This is a genomic window from Blautia coccoides (genome assembly GCF_034355335.1).
GTDB lineage: Bacteria > Bacillota > Clostridia > Lachnospirales > Lachnospiraceae > Blautia > Blautia producta.
In genome coordinates this window covers 5414137-5431647 of the sequence record NZ_CP136422.1, presented here as the reverse complement: position 1 = coordinate 5431647, position 17511 = coordinate 5414137, and the positions used below count along the sequence as shown (strand labels likewise).

20 protein-coding genes are annotated in these 17511 nt (G+C 35.5%); 14 read left to right on the top strand and 6 right to left on the bottom strand.

Going from position 1 to position 17511, the window contains the following annotated elements; all coding sequences use genetic code 11:
• Positions 1 to 48: 48 nt before the first annotated feature.
• Positions 49 to 1416 carry a relaxase/mobilization nuclease domain-containing protein gene (locus tag BLCOC_RS24445; protein WP_115623642.1) on the bottom strand — a complete coding sequence of 456 codons (1368 nt, stop codon included), beginning with the start codon at positions 1414 to 1416 and terminating at the stop codon, positions 49 to 51.
• On the bottom strand, positions 1383 to 1706 hold the full coding sequence (locus BLCOC_RS24440; protein ID WP_002584953.1) for a MobC family plasmid mobilization relaxosome protein: 324 nt from the start codon (positions 1704 to 1706) through the stop codon (positions 1383 to 1385). Before BLCOC_RS24440 ends, BLCOC_RS24445 begins: the two co-directional genes overlap by 34 nt.
• Before the next feature lie 307 nt (positions 1707 to 2013).
• On the opposite strand from BLCOC_RS24440, the gene BLCOC_RS24435 reads away from it, so the two are divergent.
• The gene (locus tag BLCOC_RS24435; RefSeq protein ID WP_115623641.1) at positions 2014 to 2769 is read left to right on the top strand and encodes a hypothetical protein; all 756 of its coding nucleotides are present in this window, start codon (positions 2014 to 2016) and stop codon (positions 2767 to 2769) included.
• Positions 2770 to 2826: 57 nt separating this feature from the next.
• Here BLCOC_RS24435 and BLCOC_RS24430 read toward each other — a convergent pair whose 3' ends face one another.
• On the bottom strand, positions 2827 to 3390 hold the full coding sequence (locus BLCOC_RS24430) for an ImmA/IrrE family metallo-endopeptidase (protein WP_115623640.1): 564 nt from the start codon (positions 3388 to 3390) through the stop codon (positions 2827 to 2829).
• 92 nt (positions 3391 to 3482) lie between these two features.
• On the bottom strand, positions 3483 to 3938 hold the full coding sequence (locus tag BLCOC_RS24425; RefSeq protein ID WP_115623639.1) for a helix-turn-helix domain-containing protein: 456 nt from the start codon (positions 3936 to 3938) through the stop codon (positions 3483 to 3485).
• Positions 3939 to 4128: 190 nt separating this feature from the next.
• On the opposite strand from BLCOC_RS24425, the gene dinB reads away from it, so the two are divergent.
• The 3 genes from dinB (at position 4129) to BLCOC_RS24410 (ending at position 6400) form a co-directional block, all read left to right on the top strand.
• Positions 4129 to 5373 carry a DNA polymerase IV gene (dinB, locus tag BLCOC_RS24420; protein WP_115623638.1) on the top strand — a complete coding sequence of 415 codons (1245 nt, stop codon included), beginning with the start codon at positions 4129 to 4131 and terminating at the stop codon, positions 5371 to 5373.
• A gap of 20 nt (positions 5374 to 5393) precedes the next feature.
• The gene (locus BLCOC_RS24415; protein ID WP_465221580.1) at positions 5394 to 5633 is read left to right on the top strand and encodes a hypothetical protein; all 240 of its coding nucleotides are present in this window, start codon (positions 5394 to 5396) and stop codon (positions 5631 to 5633) included.
• A 272-nt stretch (positions 5634 to 5905) separates the two neighbouring features.
• Positions 5906 to 6400 (top strand): hypothetical protein, encoded by a 495-nt coding sequence (locus tag BLCOC_RS24410; RefSeq protein WP_115623637.1) that lies wholly within the window; start codon positions 5906 to 5908, stop codon positions 6398 to 6400.
• Positions 6401 to 6415: 15 nt separating this feature from the next.
• Here the strand turns inward: BLCOC_RS24410 and BLCOC_RS24405 are convergent, their stop codons facing one another.
• Positions 6416 to 7579, bottom strand: a complete 1164-nt coding sequence (locus BLCOC_RS24405; RefSeq protein WP_115623636.1) for a hypothetical protein — start codon at positions 7577 to 7579, stop codon at positions 6416 to 6418.
• Positions 7580 to 7760: 181 nt separating this feature from the next.
• On the opposite strand from BLCOC_RS24405, the gene BLCOC_RS24400 reads away from it, so the two are divergent.
• The 7 genes from BLCOC_RS24400 to BLCOC_RS24370 all read left to right on the top strand — a co-directional run bounded on the left by BLCOC_RS24400 (position 7761) and on the right by BLCOC_RS24370 (position 14210).
• A complete protein-coding gene (locus BLCOC_RS24400) occupies positions 7761 to 8213 on the top strand; it encodes a hypothetical protein (RefSeq protein WP_115623635.1) in 453 nt (150 codons plus the stop codon).
• Between the two features lie 349 nt (positions 8214 to 8562).
• Positions 8563 to 9123 carry a hypothetical protein gene (locus BLCOC_RS24395; RefSeq protein ID WP_115623633.1) on the top strand — a complete coding sequence of 187 codons (561 nt, stop codon included), beginning with the start codon at positions 8563 to 8565 and terminating at the stop codon, positions 9121 to 9123.
• Between the two features lie 231 nt (positions 9124 to 9354).
• The gene (locus tag BLCOC_RS24390) at positions 9355 to 11190 is read left to right on the top strand and encodes a KAP family P-loop NTPase fold protein (protein ID WP_115623632.1); all 1836 of its coding nucleotides are present in this window, start codon (positions 9355 to 9357) and stop codon (positions 11188 to 11190) included.
• 1 nt (position 11191) lies between these two features.
• Positions 11192 to 11875, top strand: a complete 684-nt coding sequence (locus BLCOC_RS24385; RefSeq protein WP_101882574.1) for a hypothetical protein — start codon at positions 11192 to 11194, stop codon at positions 11873 to 11875.
• A gap of 3 nt (positions 11876 to 11878) precedes the next feature.
• Complete coding sequence (gene qatC / locus BLCOC_RS24380) at positions 11879 to 13264, top strand: Qat anti-phage system QueC-like protein QatC (RefSeq protein WP_101882573.1); 1386 nt, start codon at positions 11879 to 11881, stop codon at positions 13262 to 13264.
• On the top strand, positions 13248 to 13967 hold the full coding sequence (locus tag BLCOC_RS24375) for a TatD family hydrolase (RefSeq protein ID WP_115623631.1): 720 nt from the start codon (positions 13248 to 13250) through the stop codon (positions 13965 to 13967). Before qatC ends, BLCOC_RS24375 begins: the two co-directional genes overlap by 17 nt.
• Before the next feature lie 63 nt (positions 13968 to 14030).
• The gene (locus BLCOC_RS24370) at positions 14031 to 14210 is read left to right on the top strand and encodes a hypothetical protein (protein ID WP_101882571.1); all 180 of its coding nucleotides are present in this window, start codon (positions 14031 to 14033) and stop codon (positions 14208 to 14210) included.
• Between the two features lie 272 nt (positions 14211 to 14482).
• Here the strand turns inward: BLCOC_RS24370 and BLCOC_RS24365 are convergent, their stop codons facing one another.
• Complete coding sequence (locus BLCOC_RS24365; protein ID WP_115623630.1) at positions 14483 to 15103, bottom strand: helix-turn-helix domain-containing protein; 621 nt, start codon at positions 15101 to 15103, stop codon at positions 14483 to 14485.
• 159 nt (positions 15104 to 15262) lie between these two features.
• On the opposite strand from BLCOC_RS24365, the gene BLCOC_RS24360 reads away from it, so the two are divergent.
• The 3 genes from BLCOC_RS24360 (at position 15263) to BLCOC_RS24350 (ending at position 17487) form a co-directional block, all read left to right on the top strand.
• Positions 15263 to 15457 (top strand): hypothetical protein, encoded by a 195-nt coding sequence (locus BLCOC_RS24360; protein WP_115623629.1) that lies wholly within the window; start codon positions 15263 to 15265, stop codon positions 15455 to 15457.
• A 138-nt stretch (positions 15458 to 15595) separates the two neighbouring features.
• Positions 15596 to 16498: a DUF6017 domain-containing protein gene (locus BLCOC_RS24355; protein WP_131918422.1), complete on the top strand. Its 903-nt coding sequence runs from the start codon at positions 15596 to 15598 to the stop codon at positions 16496 to 16498.
• Between the two features lie 11 nt (positions 16499 to 16509).
• Positions 16510 to 17487, top strand: coding sequence for a site-specific integrase (locus BLCOC_RS24350; protein WP_115623627.1), 978 nt, complete (start codon positions 16510 to 16512; stop codon positions 17485 to 17487).
• The last annotated feature ends 24 nt before the right edge of the window (positions 17488 to 17511 follow it).

Genomic DNA, 17511 nt, shown 5'->3' with positions numbered 1-17511 from the left:
CAGTGATGTACAGTGTATTTGACCTTAGCTCATTACATATGGAGATTATTATAAATCATGTTCCTTTTGTCGGCGTTCAGTAATATCTTTGAAATGTGCGTCATTGGATAGCAAGGTGTTGAAATTGGCAGTTATGGTATTTAATGTTGAGTGCCTTTTTTCTAAATCTTGCTTTTCCTTGACAGCAGAGGAACGTTCATTTCTTAGATTGTCAATTTTTTTCTGCAGCCTCTCTGGGGAAGGTAATTTTGTAATGCCCAGCTCCTGTAATTGCTGTTTTAAGGAATCATGCAGTTTGTATTCCGACTGGTGAGCAGCTTTATATTTCTGAGGATCCGGTGCTGTTTTTGCATCTTCAATTATTTTTCTGCAGGTACGATAGGACGAACAATGCTTCTGAATAAGTTCCTGATGGGATATTTCAGAGATTAATTCAGAAATTCGCTGTTCCGTAGCAATAATAGAATTATCAATATCAGCAATATGCTGCCTAAAGTCTTCGTAATTCAGCAAATTGTTTTCGGATAGATAGTTGAAGGTTCGGGCTGCTTCTTTCAGATTATTGAGTTGTGCCCACCGTTCAAATCCGGCACGATTGCCGGTACTCACGTAAGCAGAGATATTGACAAAAAGTCGTACTTCTCTGGAGACGTTACGTGGAGATTTTGTTTTATGCCGGTTTTTCTCAAGGCGGAGTAATACATTTTCTTCCGTATAATAGCTACCCAGAGATTTCATATTTGTAAAGTTTTTTTGCTCCGGTGCCCGGAAAGCCAGGTTCTTTCCCTGACGGATCTCATATCCGGCAAGCTTCATTTTTTGAAGAAACTCATCATAGTTGATAGAGGACCAGATTGCTTTGTCTACAGCGACTTTTAGTTTTGCTTTCCAGCTGTTTCCGCGATGGTATTCCATATTTTCTTTATAAGATTTCCCTTTTTCGCCGGTTGGCATACTGGTGACCAGACCGTTTTCCTGACAAATACGGTTGCTGATTCGGCAGATTTTATGATAGCTGCGTTTGTTGGAGACATATTTATGGTGGTCAACAAAGCTGGTAGCATTAAAAATGATATGGTTATGAATATGGTTCTGGTCAACGTGGGTGCTGATGACATATTCATATTTCTCTTTTAGTACTTCGTCAGCAAATTCTTTGCCGAGCTTATGTGCGGTTTCAGCATCAACCTCTCCAGGCTTAAAGGATTGAATTAAATGAAATGCCAGATTGTTACCTTTGTCCATCACGTTCTTTTTCCCTTCTTCTCTGGTGAAAGCAAATTCCAGATCAGCAGATTCAGGGGAACAGGCGAAACTGGAAATCAATAATTTCTCTTCGGTTTTGCCCGGATTCATAATATAGTCCAGTGCTTTTTTGTCAGTTACTTTAATGGGGAAGATTTTAATATATGCCATATCTCGTTTACCATCCTTTTCAATTCTTCCATTTCTTCCGGGTACAACTCACCAGTGGTGTTTACCTTTTTTGCAATTTGATTGATATTTACACCGATTTTGTGCATCTCTTCATACACCTGCTTGATCGGGGTTGTGTCAGTGTTGATGATATAGCCGTCGATAGCCATTTTTCTAAGGTAGGCTCCCATGTTTCTGGTCTTTGACAAAATCATCTTTTGACGGATCAGCTTCTTTTCCTCTGGAGTAACACAAAATAAAATTTGAATGTTTCTTTTTCTGTTTGACATGTCGTTTCTCTCTTTCTGTACGTAATTCGATTTTGGTTGTTTCTAGGTTTTTAATTTAGGGCAGGGTTCCCTAAATTGCCATTTTTGCGGAAGTGTATATACACTTCCTGTCCTTGCTATTTAGCCGGCGGTAGAGCCGCCGGAAGAGTACCTCTTGAAAAGAGATCCCTATAAATAACCTACTGGGAGAAGAAAAAAGAGACATCATAGGGAAAAACTATTCTATTAGAATTAAAAGCGTTGTTTGGATATGATATCAGTATTATAATTGTTACACTGATATTAGATATACAAGGGGGAAAGAAACATGGATGATGGGTTAGAGAGCGTAAAATTATCTTTGGAAAATATCAATGATTTGAGAGATGTTAAAGAAAATCCAGTGGTAAGTTCGGTCCTTTTAGCACCAATAAAAGCAATTCCGGTTATTGGAGACTTGTTAGACTCTTCAATAGATAAATCTTTGGAAATCTTTCAACAGAAAAAAGAACAAGAACTGATAGACATGATCTTAAAAAATTCTCATTCTATTACATCTGATATGGTTAATGATGTCGAATTCATTGTTAACTATGCGCGAGTAAGAGAGGCTGTAAGAAGGCTTGCAACTAATGATAAGGTCAAATTTTTTGGGAATCTTATTCGAAATGGTTATCTGTCAGATACACATATTCAAAGTAGCGTATTTGATGAATATATAAATATATTAAATAGTATGTCATATCGTGAAATCTTATATTTGGTTGATTATAAAAAGTATTGCGAAGATTGTTCCAAAAAGAGTAAGTCATCAAAAAACATTTCTGGACGTACATATAATAATAAGTTCCCTCAGTTTTGTAAGGATTATTCTCAGAAAAATAATATTACTCAAAGAGAAATAAATTTTGTGTTTATGCATCTTAAACAAACAGGATTTGTAGAGGAAGAATTTGAAACAGAATCTGGAGATGTGGATGAAGATGATAATACATTTAATTCACTAAGTGTAGATAGCACAGGATATTACATAACTAAAGATTTTTTGGAATTCTATGAAATGGTTTTGAAAATGGATGAATAAAAGCAATGTAAGGAGCTTCTGCTGTCAAAAAGGAAGCTCCTTACATTATTAAAATAATTAACAAGATTCGGTATAGGGTATTTTGCCAGCAGCTCTTTCAAGCTTTTTTAAGAAGTCGCCCTGTGACACTACAGGAGATTCTACTTTATACCCCTTTCGCTTTAAAACCCGGAATTTGAAATCCAGCATTTCAAATGGAACGCACAATTTTTTGGCGACGTCAAAGAAAAACAAATCATCATTGAGCAGAGCCAGAACTTGTTCATCTGGCAGGAGCAATTCGGCAGCAAAAATGTTTGCTTCATATTCTTTATGGTCCGTATTATCAAATAAAGTTACCTCATGAAAAGGTGCACTGGCTGCAGAGTCTGCATGTAATACACAGTGCCCCAGTTCGTGAGAGAGAACTACTTTCTGTAATAGTTCTGGAAGATCACTGTTGATTGTGATATGTTTCATTCTCCGTGAAATTAGAAAAAACCCCTTGCAGCATCCTTCATAGATTCCCATTGGGCGTAACTTTACTGTAATTTTCATTGCCTTAGCTAAACGAAAAGGATCAGTTTCATCATATTTGTTTTGCAGCTGTTTGACTGTGTCAGCTATTGTTTCAATGGTCAATCGAATTCACATCCTCCCTGTTTTATAGTAGATAGGATTTCTCACTATCAGTGTAGTATAAAAGCTGTCCTATAAAAAGGATAGCGGGAGGATTACTTATCAATAGATGCAAGGTTTTCAGATTTTTTTCTGCCGAAAGTTTCTTTCGCAGCTTTTTTACAATCAAGATATGCTTCCATCACAGCCTGAAAATATTGATCTTTGGCTTCTTCACTTATGCTGCCTCCGGCAAAAAGTGTCTGGTTTTGTCTCAGCATTTCTTCCAGATTAAGAGAATCTTGCTTACTGGTCATCTGACGCATTTCTTCAACATAGTCCATCCGATCAAGTCCATAGGTCGGGTCTTCGATGGAATCGTCCTTCAGATACTCGGTTGATACATTTAATGCTTTTGCCAGCTTATAGAGTTGCGCTGATTGGGGAAAGCGTTCTCCAGCTTCATAAGTAACGATGGTACGGAATCCAATCCCAGCTTTTTCTGCCAGTTGCTTTTGACTTAATCCAAGTTGTCCTCGATGTTCTTTTACTTTCTCTTTAAAGGGTTTCATAATGCGCCTCCATTTCTAATTTGCTATTTCTTGCGAATAGCATCTTGACAATCATGCTAATAGTTGCTAGAATACGAATTAGCAAGAAGTGGCAATCTGTCGTAACTATAAGCAAATTATAGAATGAACAAAAGAAAAAGTCAATAATAAACTTGCTATAAGTTGCTAATATTGATTGGGCGGTGATGATATGGAACGTACAATACTTCATTCTGATATGAACTGTTTTTATGCAAGCGTAGAGATGCTGCATCATCCGGAATTAGCGGGAAAGCCATTAGCGGTAGGAGGAAATCCGGAAGCAAGGCACGGAATTGTTCTTACAGCAAATTATATTGCAAAAAAATCTGGCGTGAAAACAGGAATGGCATTATGGCAGGCAAAGCAGGTTTGTCCGGAAATCATTTTTGTGCCTCCAAGAATGGATTTGTATTTGCGATTTTCAAGAATGGCACAAGAAATCTATAGTGAATATACAGATTTGAGAGAACCATTCGGAATTGATGAAAGTTGGCTGGATGTATCTGCCAGCACTTCGATAAAAGGTGATGGAATGAAAATTGCAAATGAAATCAGTAAAAGAATAAAGCATGAGTTGGGAGTCACGGTCAGCATTGGTGTTTCATGGAATAAGATATTTGCAAAACTTGGCTCCGATTATAAAAAGCCTGATGCCATTACAGAGTTCTCAAGAGAAAACTATAAAAGCCTTGCCTGGAACCTTCCGGCAGGAGACTTGATTTATGTCGGGAGAAGCACTAATAAAAAACTGCAGACTTTAGGAATCAAAACAATTGGTGAACTTGCAAATACGGAACCAGCTATATTGGAGAGCCGTCTCGGAAAGATGGGACTGGTATTACACACATTTGCAAATGGCTGGGACGAAACGCCAGTTTGTGTAGAAGGGTATCAAGCTCCAATCAAATCTATTGGAAATAGTACAACGACGCCAAGAGATCTGGTGAATGATTTGGATGTAAAGATTATTTTGATGGCTCTGTCTGAAAGTGTAGCATCCAGATTACGTGAAAATGGATTTCAATGTAAGGTGATTGAAATATCAATTCGTGATAATGAGTTATATCATTTTTCAAGGCAATGCAAATTGAAGCGTCCAACCAATATTACAGATGAAATTGTTCAGGCTACATATCGACTATTTAAAGATAATTACAGATGGGAACACCCTATTAGAAGTCTTGGCGTCCGGGGATGTGATCTGGTATCAGATGATATGCCGTATCAGTTGGACTTATTTATGAGTGAACAGAAAAGAGAAAAGTTGGAAAAGATGGATCAGGTAGTGGATGAAATCCGAGCCAGGTTTGGATACCAAAGCATTCAAAGAGCTTTCGTTTATCAGGATAAGATCCTGGCACAATTAAATGCAAGAGAGCATACGGTTCATCCGCAAGGTTATTTCCACGGATAGGGGAGGCAAGGTGTTTTTGAGTGATGGATAAGGTATATGTTGATGTCCTGGCAGTATTTAGCCGGGAAGGTGAATTGATTCCTAAAGCGTTTGTTTGGGAAGACGGGCATCGGTATGAAATTGATAAAATTTCAAAACCAGAAAGATGTGCGAGCAGGAAAGCTGGTGGTACCGGTTATCGCTATACTTGTATGGTGGAAGGTAAGATATGCCATCTCACATATGAAGAAAATTATAAATGGTTTATGGAACGAAAATAAGCTATTCCAAAAGGATGCCCTAAAACAGGGCTCCCTTTGAAAATAAAAAATAGTCAAAACAGAAACATCAGTAGTCGGGGATACATCCTTTCCCGTGAGAACCGGCTGCTTTACATATATCATATAGTTTCCGGTCAGCCAGAAATGAAAACAATCCCACTGTAGAAATTTCTGCGGAAGCTGCATGACAGTGATGTTCAGCGCAGCAGTTATTGCTGAGAAATACTTTATGATTGGTCTGACTGCAGGTGCAGTCGGGAAGGAGGACAATTATGCAGACAATATTTGATACATTAGATGAAGTTGAACAGGTAACAGAAGGAATGTATAAAAACACAGAAACTTTGCTTGATTTGTATCGGAAAGTAAAATTTAGAGTATATAGAAATCTTCAGGAAATTGATGAGGAATTATACATTGAGGATAGGAAGAGACTTACGGCATTATTAAACAAGATACTTGATTTTGATTCAACAATAGAAAAAAGAAGAATACAAGAACGATTGATATCAAACGACTTTAGTTTGTGTTTGTTAGAAATTATGGAAGACGCGTTACTAATTGTCAAGGAGTATCCGGATGAAGGGGAATTATATTATAGACTGTTACGATATAGATATTTTGATTCTTTTAAAAATACAAATGAAGAGGTAATGTTGATGCTGGATGATATGCCATATACCACCTATTATAGGAAGAGAAAAAAAGCAATTCGTCTTTATGCGGCAATGCTTTGGGGAATTGCTAAAAAGGTGCAGGCACAGTAATGTGCCTGCGAAAAGTTATTGGTAGTCATCATGATCTACATCTTTCGGATTTTGCATCCTACGTGCAATTCGATGGGCATCTTCATCTCGACCAATAATGATTTGGTTTTGAGAGTAACTATGATGGCGTAATTTAATTAGGGTTTTTTTAGCATCATACTCACTGAGATATCCCGATTCTTTGGTAATTAAAGTTTCATTGAAGAAGTAAATATCTCTTTTGCGTGGGGCAAGTAAATCTTTATAATTATTCCAAAAAATTTGGATATCGGTGTCAGTTGCTGCAAGGCTTTCTAATTCTTGTTTATCCAACAAATAATTATAAGGATTGGTGTTAAGTAATCCTCGAATTAGAGATTTCTGTGAATCATCAGGTTTTTCGTGAAAAAGAACTATTTTTTGGAAGATAGGTCCATTATCATGCTCGGATGTTTCTGTTATCATTCCTCCGATTCTGAAATATAGAGGACCGTTTATAAAAACTTGATGGTTGAAAAATATGTAATAAAAACGACCATCTTGATCAACAAAATCTAAATAAATATTATGGTTTAATGATGATTCCATTGGAAAACAAGTACATCGTTTGATTTTAATGTCATCATCCTTTTGAAATTGATGCACTCGTTGTTTGTATTCAAAATATGCTTTTGAACCATTGTCAGAGTCAATATTAAATGTAATTGTTCCTTCCATTAAGTCTTCTCGTTTTTTTAGTGAATGAGGATAAGGCAGATTGAAAGATGAATCGGTTCCGGAAATCTTAAAAAAGTAGCAGTAGAATCTGCCATTATAGCTAAGGTCTGATAATAGTTGCTGATGAGGATTTTGTTTATATTTGTTGCTTGTAGAAAATGACGTTTGATCTGGAAAAGCTAATATTTCACTGGGATCGCAGCCCCACCAATCACACATTGCAAGCACGGCAGAAATATCAATTTTTTGGATATTATCATCCTCTGAAAAGAAATTTTGTATTGTGGTTTTGCTTGTACAAACGTGATACTCTCTTTCTAAGTAGTCATGGATTGCACCAGGTCCTAGAACCTTTTTGTTTGAAAGCGTTTTACAATATTCTTCACGTTTGATTTTCAATCTATTTCGGATTGCATTTATATGATCTTGGCGAATGTCTTCTGTTCCTGTAGAGTCTTGATTAATAAATTGTGTTTTACTCATAATCACACCTCCATAAATACCTTATTTCTTTGCTGTATACCCATTATAAGACTAAATAAATACCTTGAAAAGGGTAAAAAAGTAAATTCTTATGTTCTGGAATGAGGTATTACTATATGATACAATACAAGTATCAAAGGGGCCCCATGATAGTGTCTTAATAGCAATGGGAGGTGCGATCATGGAAGAAATGTTAAATAAAACAAAACTATTGTTAAAATCTTATCAAATGGCAAAGTTTGCAGTGATGGTAAGAACACAGGATGTAGAGGAAGAGTTATTTGAGAGTGACATGAAATCATTAAAAGAATTGGTTGATTCTGTGTTAGGAGAAGATTTAAACATGAATGGAAAATACCTTGAGGATAAGCTAATAGAAGTGCGTAATACGGCTACGTTATTACATAGAATGGAGACATGTTTGGAATGGCTTCGTAAGTATCCGAACAAAGGCGAGATTTACTATGAAATGTTATATCATTTTTATTTCTCAGGCTTTAATACTGGACATAAGGTGATAGCAGAAATGTTTGATATGTCTAGGACAACATATTACCGATACTTTAAAGAGGCAGAAAGAACATATTCTGGGCTACTTTGGAGCAGTGATCTTGTGGTATTGAATGAAACATAAATGGAATATTATTGGTACTAAAATGAAAGGAGATTGGCAGAGTACTGGTACTGACTTGAAATTACATATATGCTAAGCTTGATATGCTGGGAGAGATAGTCCTTCGCAAACAAAAGTTTGCGGAGGATTTTCTTTTCTCAAGTTTTATAGGCATCTGGCTGTGTCCGAAAGGGCATGGCCTTTTTTTATGCCCAAAAGAAACAATCAGATTATTGATGACCTTTTGCGGCAGAGATGCCGGAAAGGAAAGGCATATCATCATGCAGGCAAAAGGCTTTCACTATGCCAGATATCCATGACCTTTGGTTTGTTGCAAATCAATCCAATCGACAAATCGGAGGAAAATATCATGGAAGAAAGAATATACACATTTTATGACAAATACCAGAAAGTAAGATATGAAAACGTAACCGCAGAGGAGCTGGAATTTTTGAATAAGTCTTATAATAAGGAAAAATATTTAATGCGTGATCAGTACATCAGGCAGAATATTTGCCTTTTTTCTTCATTGGAAAGCGAAAAAGGTAATTTTACAGATTATCTGGCTGATCGAAATTCAGATGTTGCCCAGCAGATCACAAACGAGATTTTCTTTAAAGAACTGTTTTCGGATTTAACGGAAAGAGAAAAACAGATTGTATGCGAAAATCTTGTAGAAGGAAAAAGCCTGGGAGAAGTTGCAGACAGCTTAAAGATTTGCTATCGTCAGGCAAGCAGAGATAAAAAGAGTGCTTTAAGAAAAATGCTGAGACGTATGAAGGCAGCCGGATATAGATCATATGCAGAAGCAGAGAAGGAGCTGTTAAATAATGGTGGATTTGCGCCAACGCAGATGGATGCTCAGAATAGTATCCAGAGGAAGCGGACAGGAGCAGTGAGATTGCCGTCGGATATCGTGAAAAGAAAATAAAAATTAGATTGCCAGAGGCATTGATTGTTGTAATCAGTGCCTCTGGTTATTTTTTGAAGTATTACTATTGGGGCATTGGGTCGATAAAATGTGAATAATGCTGAAAGAAATTAAAAGTTATGATAAAATATATATGCAGATGGTGAGATGAATTCATTAAAATTTGAAATATAATAAATGGTAGTTTGTAATGTAGAGAATAAATTTGATAAAGAAAGAGGTTGACGTAGTATGTGGACAGATAATGCATCAAAAATAGATATGTTGTTTTATAAACCATATGCTGAGATTGTTTCTGAAATTGCTATAGAAACAGATATAGACCCATTGACTATAGGCATATTAGGATTATGGGGAGCAGGCAAATCGACATTACTTAATCTGATCAAACAGCGTTATGAAGGACAAGATGGAATTATATGTGTAATGATTAATGCATGGATGTTTGAAAGTTATGAAGATGCAAAGTCTGCAATCATGGAAGCTCTATTAAGAGAACTGGAAGAGCGAATACCGGCAGAAGAGACAAAAAAGAAGTTTAGGACTTTACTGAAAAAGATTGACTATTTTAAATTGGGAACAAAAGTTGTATCTTCTGCGGCACCTGTAGTAGCAAGCATTGCTTCTGGGACACCATTGCCTTTGCTGTTTAGTGTTCCTCAAAATGCTAAAGAGATAGGAAGTGTCATAAAAAATATATCTGATTCAGTTCAAAATATTAAAGATGAGTACATTAAGGATGATAGCACTACTGCGGATAGTGTAGTAAACAACGTAAGGAAATTTAAAGATGAATTTCAAGAGGCAATAAACACAGACAAAATAAAAAGGGTTGTCGTATTAATTGATGATTTGGATAGATGTCAACCAGATCGAATTATAGAAACGTTGGAGGTAATCAAATTATTTTTGTCTGTAAATAAAACTACTTTTATTATAGCTGCAGATGAAAACGTAATACAGTATGCAATAAAGAAAAAATATCCCAAAGTGGATAATTTTGATGTTGAATTAGATCAAGAATATATTGAAAAAATGATACAACTTCCGGTACACATACCTGAGTTATCTTCTAAAGATATTCAAAACTATTTATTATTATTAGTAATGCAGAAATATATGAAAACAGATAGTTTTGATATGTTGATTAAAAAAATAGAAGAGAAGAAGTTGATGATAGGGGAAAGTGCGATTGATTATGAGCAAATAAAAGAGATTATAAATAGTGAATCCGACATTTATATAGGTGGAATGAAAAATGAATGCGATGAGGTCGCAAAAGTAATTCTTCAGATTCGTTCTATTGTTGCCCATACGCTTAAAGGGAATCCACGGCAAGCAAAAAGATTTCTTAATACGTTTATTACAAAGAGACAGTTATCAAAGTTATATTATGGTGATGAGCTTGATATGGGAGTTATGGCAAAATTGCTTGCCTTGCACAAATTAAATCCAGATTTATTTGATAAATTAAATGAGTGGAATGCAAATTTTGATACGGAAAATGAACAGTTTAAACGTATGAGGCAGAGCCTGAATGATGATAATCCGGATTCAGAATTTGCAAAGTGGCATAAACCACGAATTAAAGATTGGGTAGAGTGTCCCCCGGTTGAATTAGAAAAAAAGAATTTGAATAAGTACTTTTATCTGACGAGAGAGATACTGAAAAAGCAAGATGATATTGAGTCCGACCTGAGCGAAGAAAGCAGAAAATTATTGGAGAGAATAGGTAGGTTTAATCCTGGATTGGCTGATGGAATAATGAGAGATATGAAAGAGTTGCGCTCGTCTGACCTAGAAGATGTCATGAAGGTCCTTATCAAAAAGATAGAATCTGGAGATATTGAATCAAATGTTTATAGCTTGCTATTCGTAAATTTCTCTGATTACCGTGGTGAAATAATCGAGGCAATAAAAAGGGCGGCTAAACCATTAGAAGCAGGAGATCTTCCATCATTTAAGGCTATGTATTCGGAAGATAAAGATGCAATAGAGAATTTACTTAATGAGTTAAAAAATGTGAAACAAGAAATTAAAGATAGAATTATGAAAACAGGAGATTGATATGGGAACATCAAAAGGATATATTGCACCGACGACTCCGCATTGGTCGCAAGCGAAACGAGCAGTGACTTCTTACATAAATAGTGGAGATGGAGAGTCTAGAGCCAAGGCAGCAAGTAAATATGCATCGGCAATGCATCATGATATAGCAACTTCAGAACAATTTACAAAAGCAGCAGGAAGTATTCTATCATTTGCTCAGGCGGTATCGCGCGGCGGAATAAATAATGCGTTGCATGAGTTTAATCGTAATGATTTGATAGGAAAATCATCAGATGAAATATATAATGAACTTATTCAGGATTTTACAAATTATGGGAACACGACGGAAGATTATTTGTCAGCAGAAGCCATTAGAGCAGCTTTGAAAGGACTAAACATAACAGATTTGGGAGATTTAAAGGATGTTGCTCCAGATGTTTTGTTGAAAGAAATGCTAATTGAGTATATAAAATTTAGTTTTGCATTCCGATATGAAGAAAAGATACGCATGAAAAGGAATCCTGAAGAAACTGAGCGTTTATTAGAAAAAATGGATAAGTATATTTCTAATGAATTACATAACAACTTGAAACTGGAAGATATAAAAACCATGGACTTTGGACACTTGCAAGCATCAGAGGTAGTAAAAAGGTCACTTGAAGATGCGTACCAGGTATTTGAATTGTTTTATGGAGAGGCATAGAAAATGAGAGTATGGATAGATAAAGAAAACGAAATGCACCCAAATGCAGAGTGGAATGATTCTTACGTTTTTACATTGACGAGAAAAAAATACAGCACTATTTTTTCAGGTATTACAGATACCTGGTATAGAATGGACTGCATGGCTATACCAGAAATTTATGAAGATTTATTTATCATAGGTATTAGTGTCTTTGCGATAGATAAAAGAGTTTCGAGAAGATTATTTCCAGATTGTTGGACAAGAGAACTTAGTGTATCAATTCCAGTATTACAAATGAGTAAATGGCATGGAACAGAAGAATACTGGAATCAAACATTAGGATTTCTTACAGGTGATAAATGGGATATTCATTTTAGACAGTGCGAAAAAATGTATAGCAAACGTGAATATCCAAACCGGATTCATCTTGATATAAAGGGCTGTGATTGTATATGTTTATTCTCTGGCGGTCTAGATTCCTTTTGTGGAGCAATAAAATTGTTGGAGGAAGGAAAATCGCCTTGCTTAGTAGGTCATAATGAATATCCTAAATTGAAGAAAAAACAGGAAAACTTTGTTTTAACGTTTCAGGAGAGATATTCGAATCAGAAAGTGCGTTTTATTGGATTCTCTGCTAATTCGCGTGCCCCTATTACAATGGATGGGGAACGTTTGAAAAAACATGAAGATACGTCCCGGGGAAGATCGCTGTTATTTTTGTGTGCAGCGTTATCAATAGCTGGTATTCTTGGCAATGATATGCCGGTTTATATACCAGAAAATGGATTCATTGGATTAAATATCCCATTGACTAATAGTAGAAAAGGCACTTGCAGTACGAGAACTACTCATCCATATTTTTTAGGACGTTTTTTGGATATCTTACATATGGTTGGAATAAAAAATCCAATTCAGAACTTTTATGCCTATTCAACAAAGAGAGAAATCGTGAATGGAGTAAAAAATACGGAAGCATTTAAAAAACATTATATGGATACTATTTCATGTTCTCACCCTTGTTTGGCTAGATATGATAAAGAGCGGAATCCAGATTATCCAATAAATTGTGGGTATTGTTATCCATGTTTAATACGTAAAAGCTCCCTGCTTGATATAAAGGATTTCCGATACTGGTACACTGAGAGTGCCTCAGAATTTTTGAAGAATAATTCTAACAATCAAAAGGCAAATGATTTGCGTGCCGTGATTAGTACTTTATATAGATATAAAAAAATTGATGATGAGGGCTTAAAAGATATGATTAGATGTTCGGGAAAACTGGATGAAGAATCGGTTCAAAAGTTTTTGCGAGTTTATAAATCAACAATGGAAGATCTGATAGAGTTATTATCGGAAGATGATGAAATAAAGGGATTCATAGGAGAAAAATGTGCAAGGACTGATTGATACTCATTTCCATTTGGATATGTATAAGAATTATAATGAGATTTATAAAATAATTGTCGGGGAAAAACAGTATACATTATGCATGACAAATTCACCAGGTGTATTTTTAAGCTGTAAGAATATATTCGGTGATAATAAATATATCAGATTCGCATTGGGGTTTCATCCACTCAATACAGATTTAAAAGAGAAGGATTTAAGAGACTTCATGAAGATGCTGCCACAAACAGAATATGTTGGTGAGATTGGATTGGATTTTACAAAAAGAACAGGGATAGAAAAAAATCAGCAGATAAAGTGGTTTGAAAAAATTGTTGAGGCTTGTTCTGAAAAGAATAAAGTAATGTCAATCCATATAAGGGGTGCAGAAGAAATTGCTTTAAAAATCTTGAGCAAATATTGTCCGAGAAGATGTATATTACATTGGTATACTGGAAATGTTGAACTTCAAAAAGATTTTATTCACTTAGGATGTTATTTTTCGGTAAATGCAAGTATGGTAAAAAATATGGATGTTGTGAATGCAATTCCGAAAGATAGATTGTTGATAGAAAGTGATGGACCATATTCAAAAGTAAATGGAAAAAAGTTTTCACCATCATTATTACTGGAAGAGTATGAACTTATAGCAAAATCGCTTGATGAACCAGAATTGATACGAGTTGTTTTTAATAATTTTAAAAATCTGTTGCTGACTAAATAAAAGAATAATGTTGACACATGTATCAATTCATGTTAAACTATGAGATGTTAGGAGGAGATGAAGATGCCAAGGAAACCATCACTGGATGGCAAGGATTCAAGTTTGAGAATTCGTATGTCAGCAGAAGAAAAAGAACGGTTAGTTTCATATGCCGAAAGACATTATCAGACGATGAGTGGAGTCATTTGTCAGGCATTGGATCTTCTTTATGCGCAGGAGGAAGCAAAAGATCGCCCAAGTTGATTTGGAGTTTTTTTGGAGTTTATTTTTCCTTTAGCGGTACGGAAACTACGAAAAACAAACATAAGTTCGAATTAAAACTTTCTATACAGGCGTCATAGGCATCATATAATGTCATCCGCCGAGGAGTTTGAGTAGGTTTAAAAGCCTGCAAACCCGCCATAAACACTGGGTTTTAGAAAAGTGTGGTTAAAAAATGGTTGCAAATTTTAGAGCCAAAGCAGAGCCAATAATTATAAGAAAAGCCGCAGACTAAAAGTGTCTGTGGCTTTTTACTATAATTCATTATGTTCTTTTAAATATTCAATGTGTTTTTTAATTCGTTCTTTGCGAGACATTTCAGGAATTTTCTTTTTTGTAACTGGTAGAGAGTAGTAATTGATAGTAAAGTTTTTCTCACGCTCATATGATTCAGGTGAATGACTATAGGATTTTATATCTTGATCCGCTTCGTTGACTCTTCTAATAATGTTACATATATCCGCATTTAATGAATATCGTCTATCATTTCCATAAAATTTTAATTGTGTCCACCATCTAAATCTATCGTCTGTTTCGTCGGCTTCTTCTATATCTAATCCATTTTCAATATGGTCATGAACTTCTATTTTACAACCAATTTCATTAGTTTCACAAAGAAATTGGAAAAAGAAGTCTGCAATATCTGAAAGGCTTCCTATTTGCTTCTTTTCGTCTCTTCCACACAACCAATCAAGAGAAACATTACACTTATCAGCAATATCCATGACTACATCTATAGTAGGGGAATTTTTACCGTTTTCATATGCGGACATAGAGGGCTGGGGTATACCTAAAAATTCAGCAAATTCTTTTTGTGATTTTCCTAAAGTAAATCGTAGGCTTTTTATTCGTTGTCCCAAAACAGCAATATCCATTTCTATACCTCCCTAATATTTTGGTTTATTATAGCACAAAATCATGAAGAATAAAACGAAATTCTAATAAATATTAGAATACTGGTATTGACAAATGGATAAATATTGATATACTAATATCTATAATAAATAATAATAAGCATTGAAAGGGGAAACATCATGTTAAAAGAAAAAAGAAAAACCGCATATGTAGATGTTGAGGAAGTTTGCCAAGATTGGGGTGTGAGCCGAAGCAAAGGGTACGCCATCATTAAGCAGTTATCGGAACAAATGAAAAAGGAGAATCCGAAGCTACTGGTTATGAGCGGAAAGATTAACCGAATCTATTATGAAGAAGTGTGTATGAGAAGATAAGCATGAGAAAAGAAAACAAAACCAACAAAAAGCCCCTGCGGGCACAGGGGCTAAGAAAAAGGTATATTGCTTGCGCAAATATTCCACTTGCAATATACCATAAAATTTTGTTTAGTGCAATAAAACGAAAGGAGCATCATGGGAGACAGAAGAATGGTATCACGAAAAATCGTGGAAAGTGCAAGGTTTTTAAAAATGCCTGCTACTTCTCAAAATCTTTATTTTCATTTGGTTGTGAATGCTGATGATGATGGAATTGTAGAGGCCTATTCAGTACTAGCTTTAACAAAGGCAAATGAAGATGATTTGAGGGTATTGGTGAGTAAGCAGTTTGTCTATATGCTTAACGAGGATTTGGTGGCATATATTGAGGACTGGTTAGAAATGAATTATTTAAGGGCAGACAGAAAAAAAGATAGCAGATATAAACCACTTCTTTTACAGCTAAGACCTGATGTTAAGCTGATAGAAGCAAAGGAGCGTTCAGATACAAAAGGTGGGAAAAAGAAATGTCAGCACGTGGACAGTCCAAGGACTGCACAACCTAATCTAATCCAATCTAATCTAACTGAATCAAATCTAACAGAAGATAAGTCAATCAATCTATCTATCAATCAGGAAACAAATAGCGGGATAGATGGAGTAACGGATATTGAAAATTATAAAAGAATTATTGCTGAAAATATAGAGTTGAATATTTTGTATGAAATGGCAAAAAGACAAGATGAATACGAAGTATCAATGGTAACGGAAATATATGAAACAATATGTGACATGGTAACAATACCAAGAGATAAGGTTGTTATTAAACAGACAGAGTACCCATGGAGCGTTGTTAAATCCCAATTTTTGAAGCTGAAAAGAGTACATGTGGCAAATATCCTTAATCGAATTGTAGACGCTGATTTAAAAATAAAAAATATGGCTTCATATCTGATTTCATCACTATATACGGAGAGCATAAGTGGAACTATTTTAGAGCAAGCAGAATTGTATGATGATTACCTGAAATATCTTCGTGGCAATCCGTATTCAGTATAGGGGGATTGAGTATGTCAGCAATAAAAGATAACGACAGAAAAACATGGAGATCCTATATCCGCTATACCGACTGGCAAGGAAAGAATCAGATTCATACGAAGCGTGGATTTAAAACCAAGAGAGAAGCCCTTGCCTATGAGCGGGAATTCCTAATGAAAAAGACAAGAGATATTAATATGGGATTTTCCATGTTTGTGGAACAATATCTTGAAGATATGAAACCAAGGTTAAAATATAACACTTTCCTTACCAAGAAACATATTATTGCAAGCAAAATTATTCCATATTTTGAGAACAGAACGCTTGCGGACATAGACGCAACAGATATTATCCAATGGCAGAATGAACTGCTGAAAATGAGAGATAAGAATGACAAGCCATATGCACAGACTTATCTTAGAACTATTCAGAATCAGCTTAGCGCAATTTTTAATCATGCGTGTAGGTTTTACAACCTGCCGAGCAATCCATCAAAGCAAGCAGGGAAAATGGGGAAGGCCAAGGCAAAGGAAATGCTGTTTTGGACAAAAGAAGAATACTTGAAGTTTTCGGAAATTATGAAAAAAAAGCCTATTTCATTTTATGCCTTTGAAGTTCTCTATTGGACTGGTATACGAGAGGGAGAATTGCTTGCGTTGCAGAGGAAAGATGTTGACCTTACAGGCATGAAACTTACCGTAAGTAAATCATATCAGCGTTTGGAGAAACAAGATTATGTGACAACTCCCAAGACGGATAAGAGTAATAGGGTAATAGATTTACCACAGTTTCTTTGTGATGAATTGGAAGATTACTTTGGTATGCTATACAAATGTGATGATGATACCAGACTTTTTGAAATATCCAAAAGCTATCTACACAGTGAAATGAATAGAGGTGTAAAAGGGGCAGGTGTTAAGCGTATTCGTATTCATGATATAAGACATAGCCATGTGGCACATTTGATTGAATTAGGGTTTTCGCCAGTGGAGATAGCAGAACGATTGTAACCGCCAAATAATAATGCGGTCAGA

Coding starts and splice junctions, on each gene's coding strand:
- BLCOC_RS24365 (WP_115623630.1), bottom strand. CDS start 15,103: ATGGATATTGCTGTTTTGGGACAACGAATAAAAAGCCTACGATTTACT.
- BLCOC_RS24425 (WP_115623639.1), bottom strand. CDS start 3,938: ATGAAACCCTTTAAAGAGAAAGTAAAAGAACATCGAGGACAACTTGGA.
- BLCOC_RS24400 (WP_115623635.1), top strand. CDS start 7,761: ATGGAAGAAATGTTAAATAAAACAAAACTATTGTTAAAATCTTATCAA.
- BLCOC_RS24355 (WP_131918422.1), top strand. CDS start 15,596: ATGGGAGACAGAAGAATGGTATCACGAAAAATCGTGGAAAGTGCAAGG.
- BLCOC_RS24390 (WP_115623632.1), top strand. CDS start 9,355: ATGTGGACAGATAATGCATCAAAAATAGATATGTTGTTTTATAAACCA.
- dinB (WP_115623638.1), top strand. CDS start 4,129: ATGGAACGTACAATACTTCATTCTGATATGAACTGTTTTTATGCAAGC.
- BLCOC_RS24360 (WP_115623629.1), top strand. CDS start 15,263: ATGTTAAAAGAAAAAAGAAAAACCGCATATGTAGATGTTGAGGAAGTT.
- BLCOC_RS24385 (WP_101882574.1), top strand. CDS start 11,192: ATGGGAACATCAAAAGGATATATTGCACCGACGACTCCGCATTGGTCG.
- qatC (WP_101882573.1), top strand. CDS start 11,879: ATGAGAGTATGGATAGATAAAGAAAACGAAATGCACCCAAATGCAGAG.
- BLCOC_RS24395 (WP_115623633.1), top strand. CDS start 8,563: ATGGAAGAAAGAATATACACATTTTATGACAAATACCAGAAAGTAAGA.
- BLCOC_RS24440 (WP_002584953.1), bottom strand. CDS start 1,706: ATGTCAAACAGAAAAAGAAACATTCAAATTTTATTTTGTGTTACTCCA.
- BLCOC_RS24410 (WP_115623637.1), top strand. CDS start 5,906: ATGCAGACAATATTTGATACATTAGATGAAGTTGAACAGGTAACAGAA.
- BLCOC_RS24370 (WP_101882571.1), top strand. CDS start 14,031: ATGCCAAGGAAACCATCACTGGATGGCAAGGATTCAAGTTTGAGAATT.
- BLCOC_RS24435 (WP_115623641.1), top strand. CDS start 2,014: ATGGATGATGGGTTAGAGAGCGTAAAATTATCTTTGGAAAATATCAAT.
- BLCOC_RS24445 (WP_115623642.1), bottom strand. CDS start 1,416: ATGGCATATATTAAAATCTTCCCCATTAAAGTAACTGACAAAAAAGCA.
- BLCOC_RS24350 (WP_115623627.1), top strand. CDS start 16,510: ATGTCAGCAATAAAAGATAACGACAGAAAAACATGGAGATCCTATATC.
- BLCOC_RS24405 (WP_115623636.1), bottom strand. CDS start 7,579: ATGAGTAAAACACAATTTATTAATCAAGACTCTACAGGAACAGAAGAC.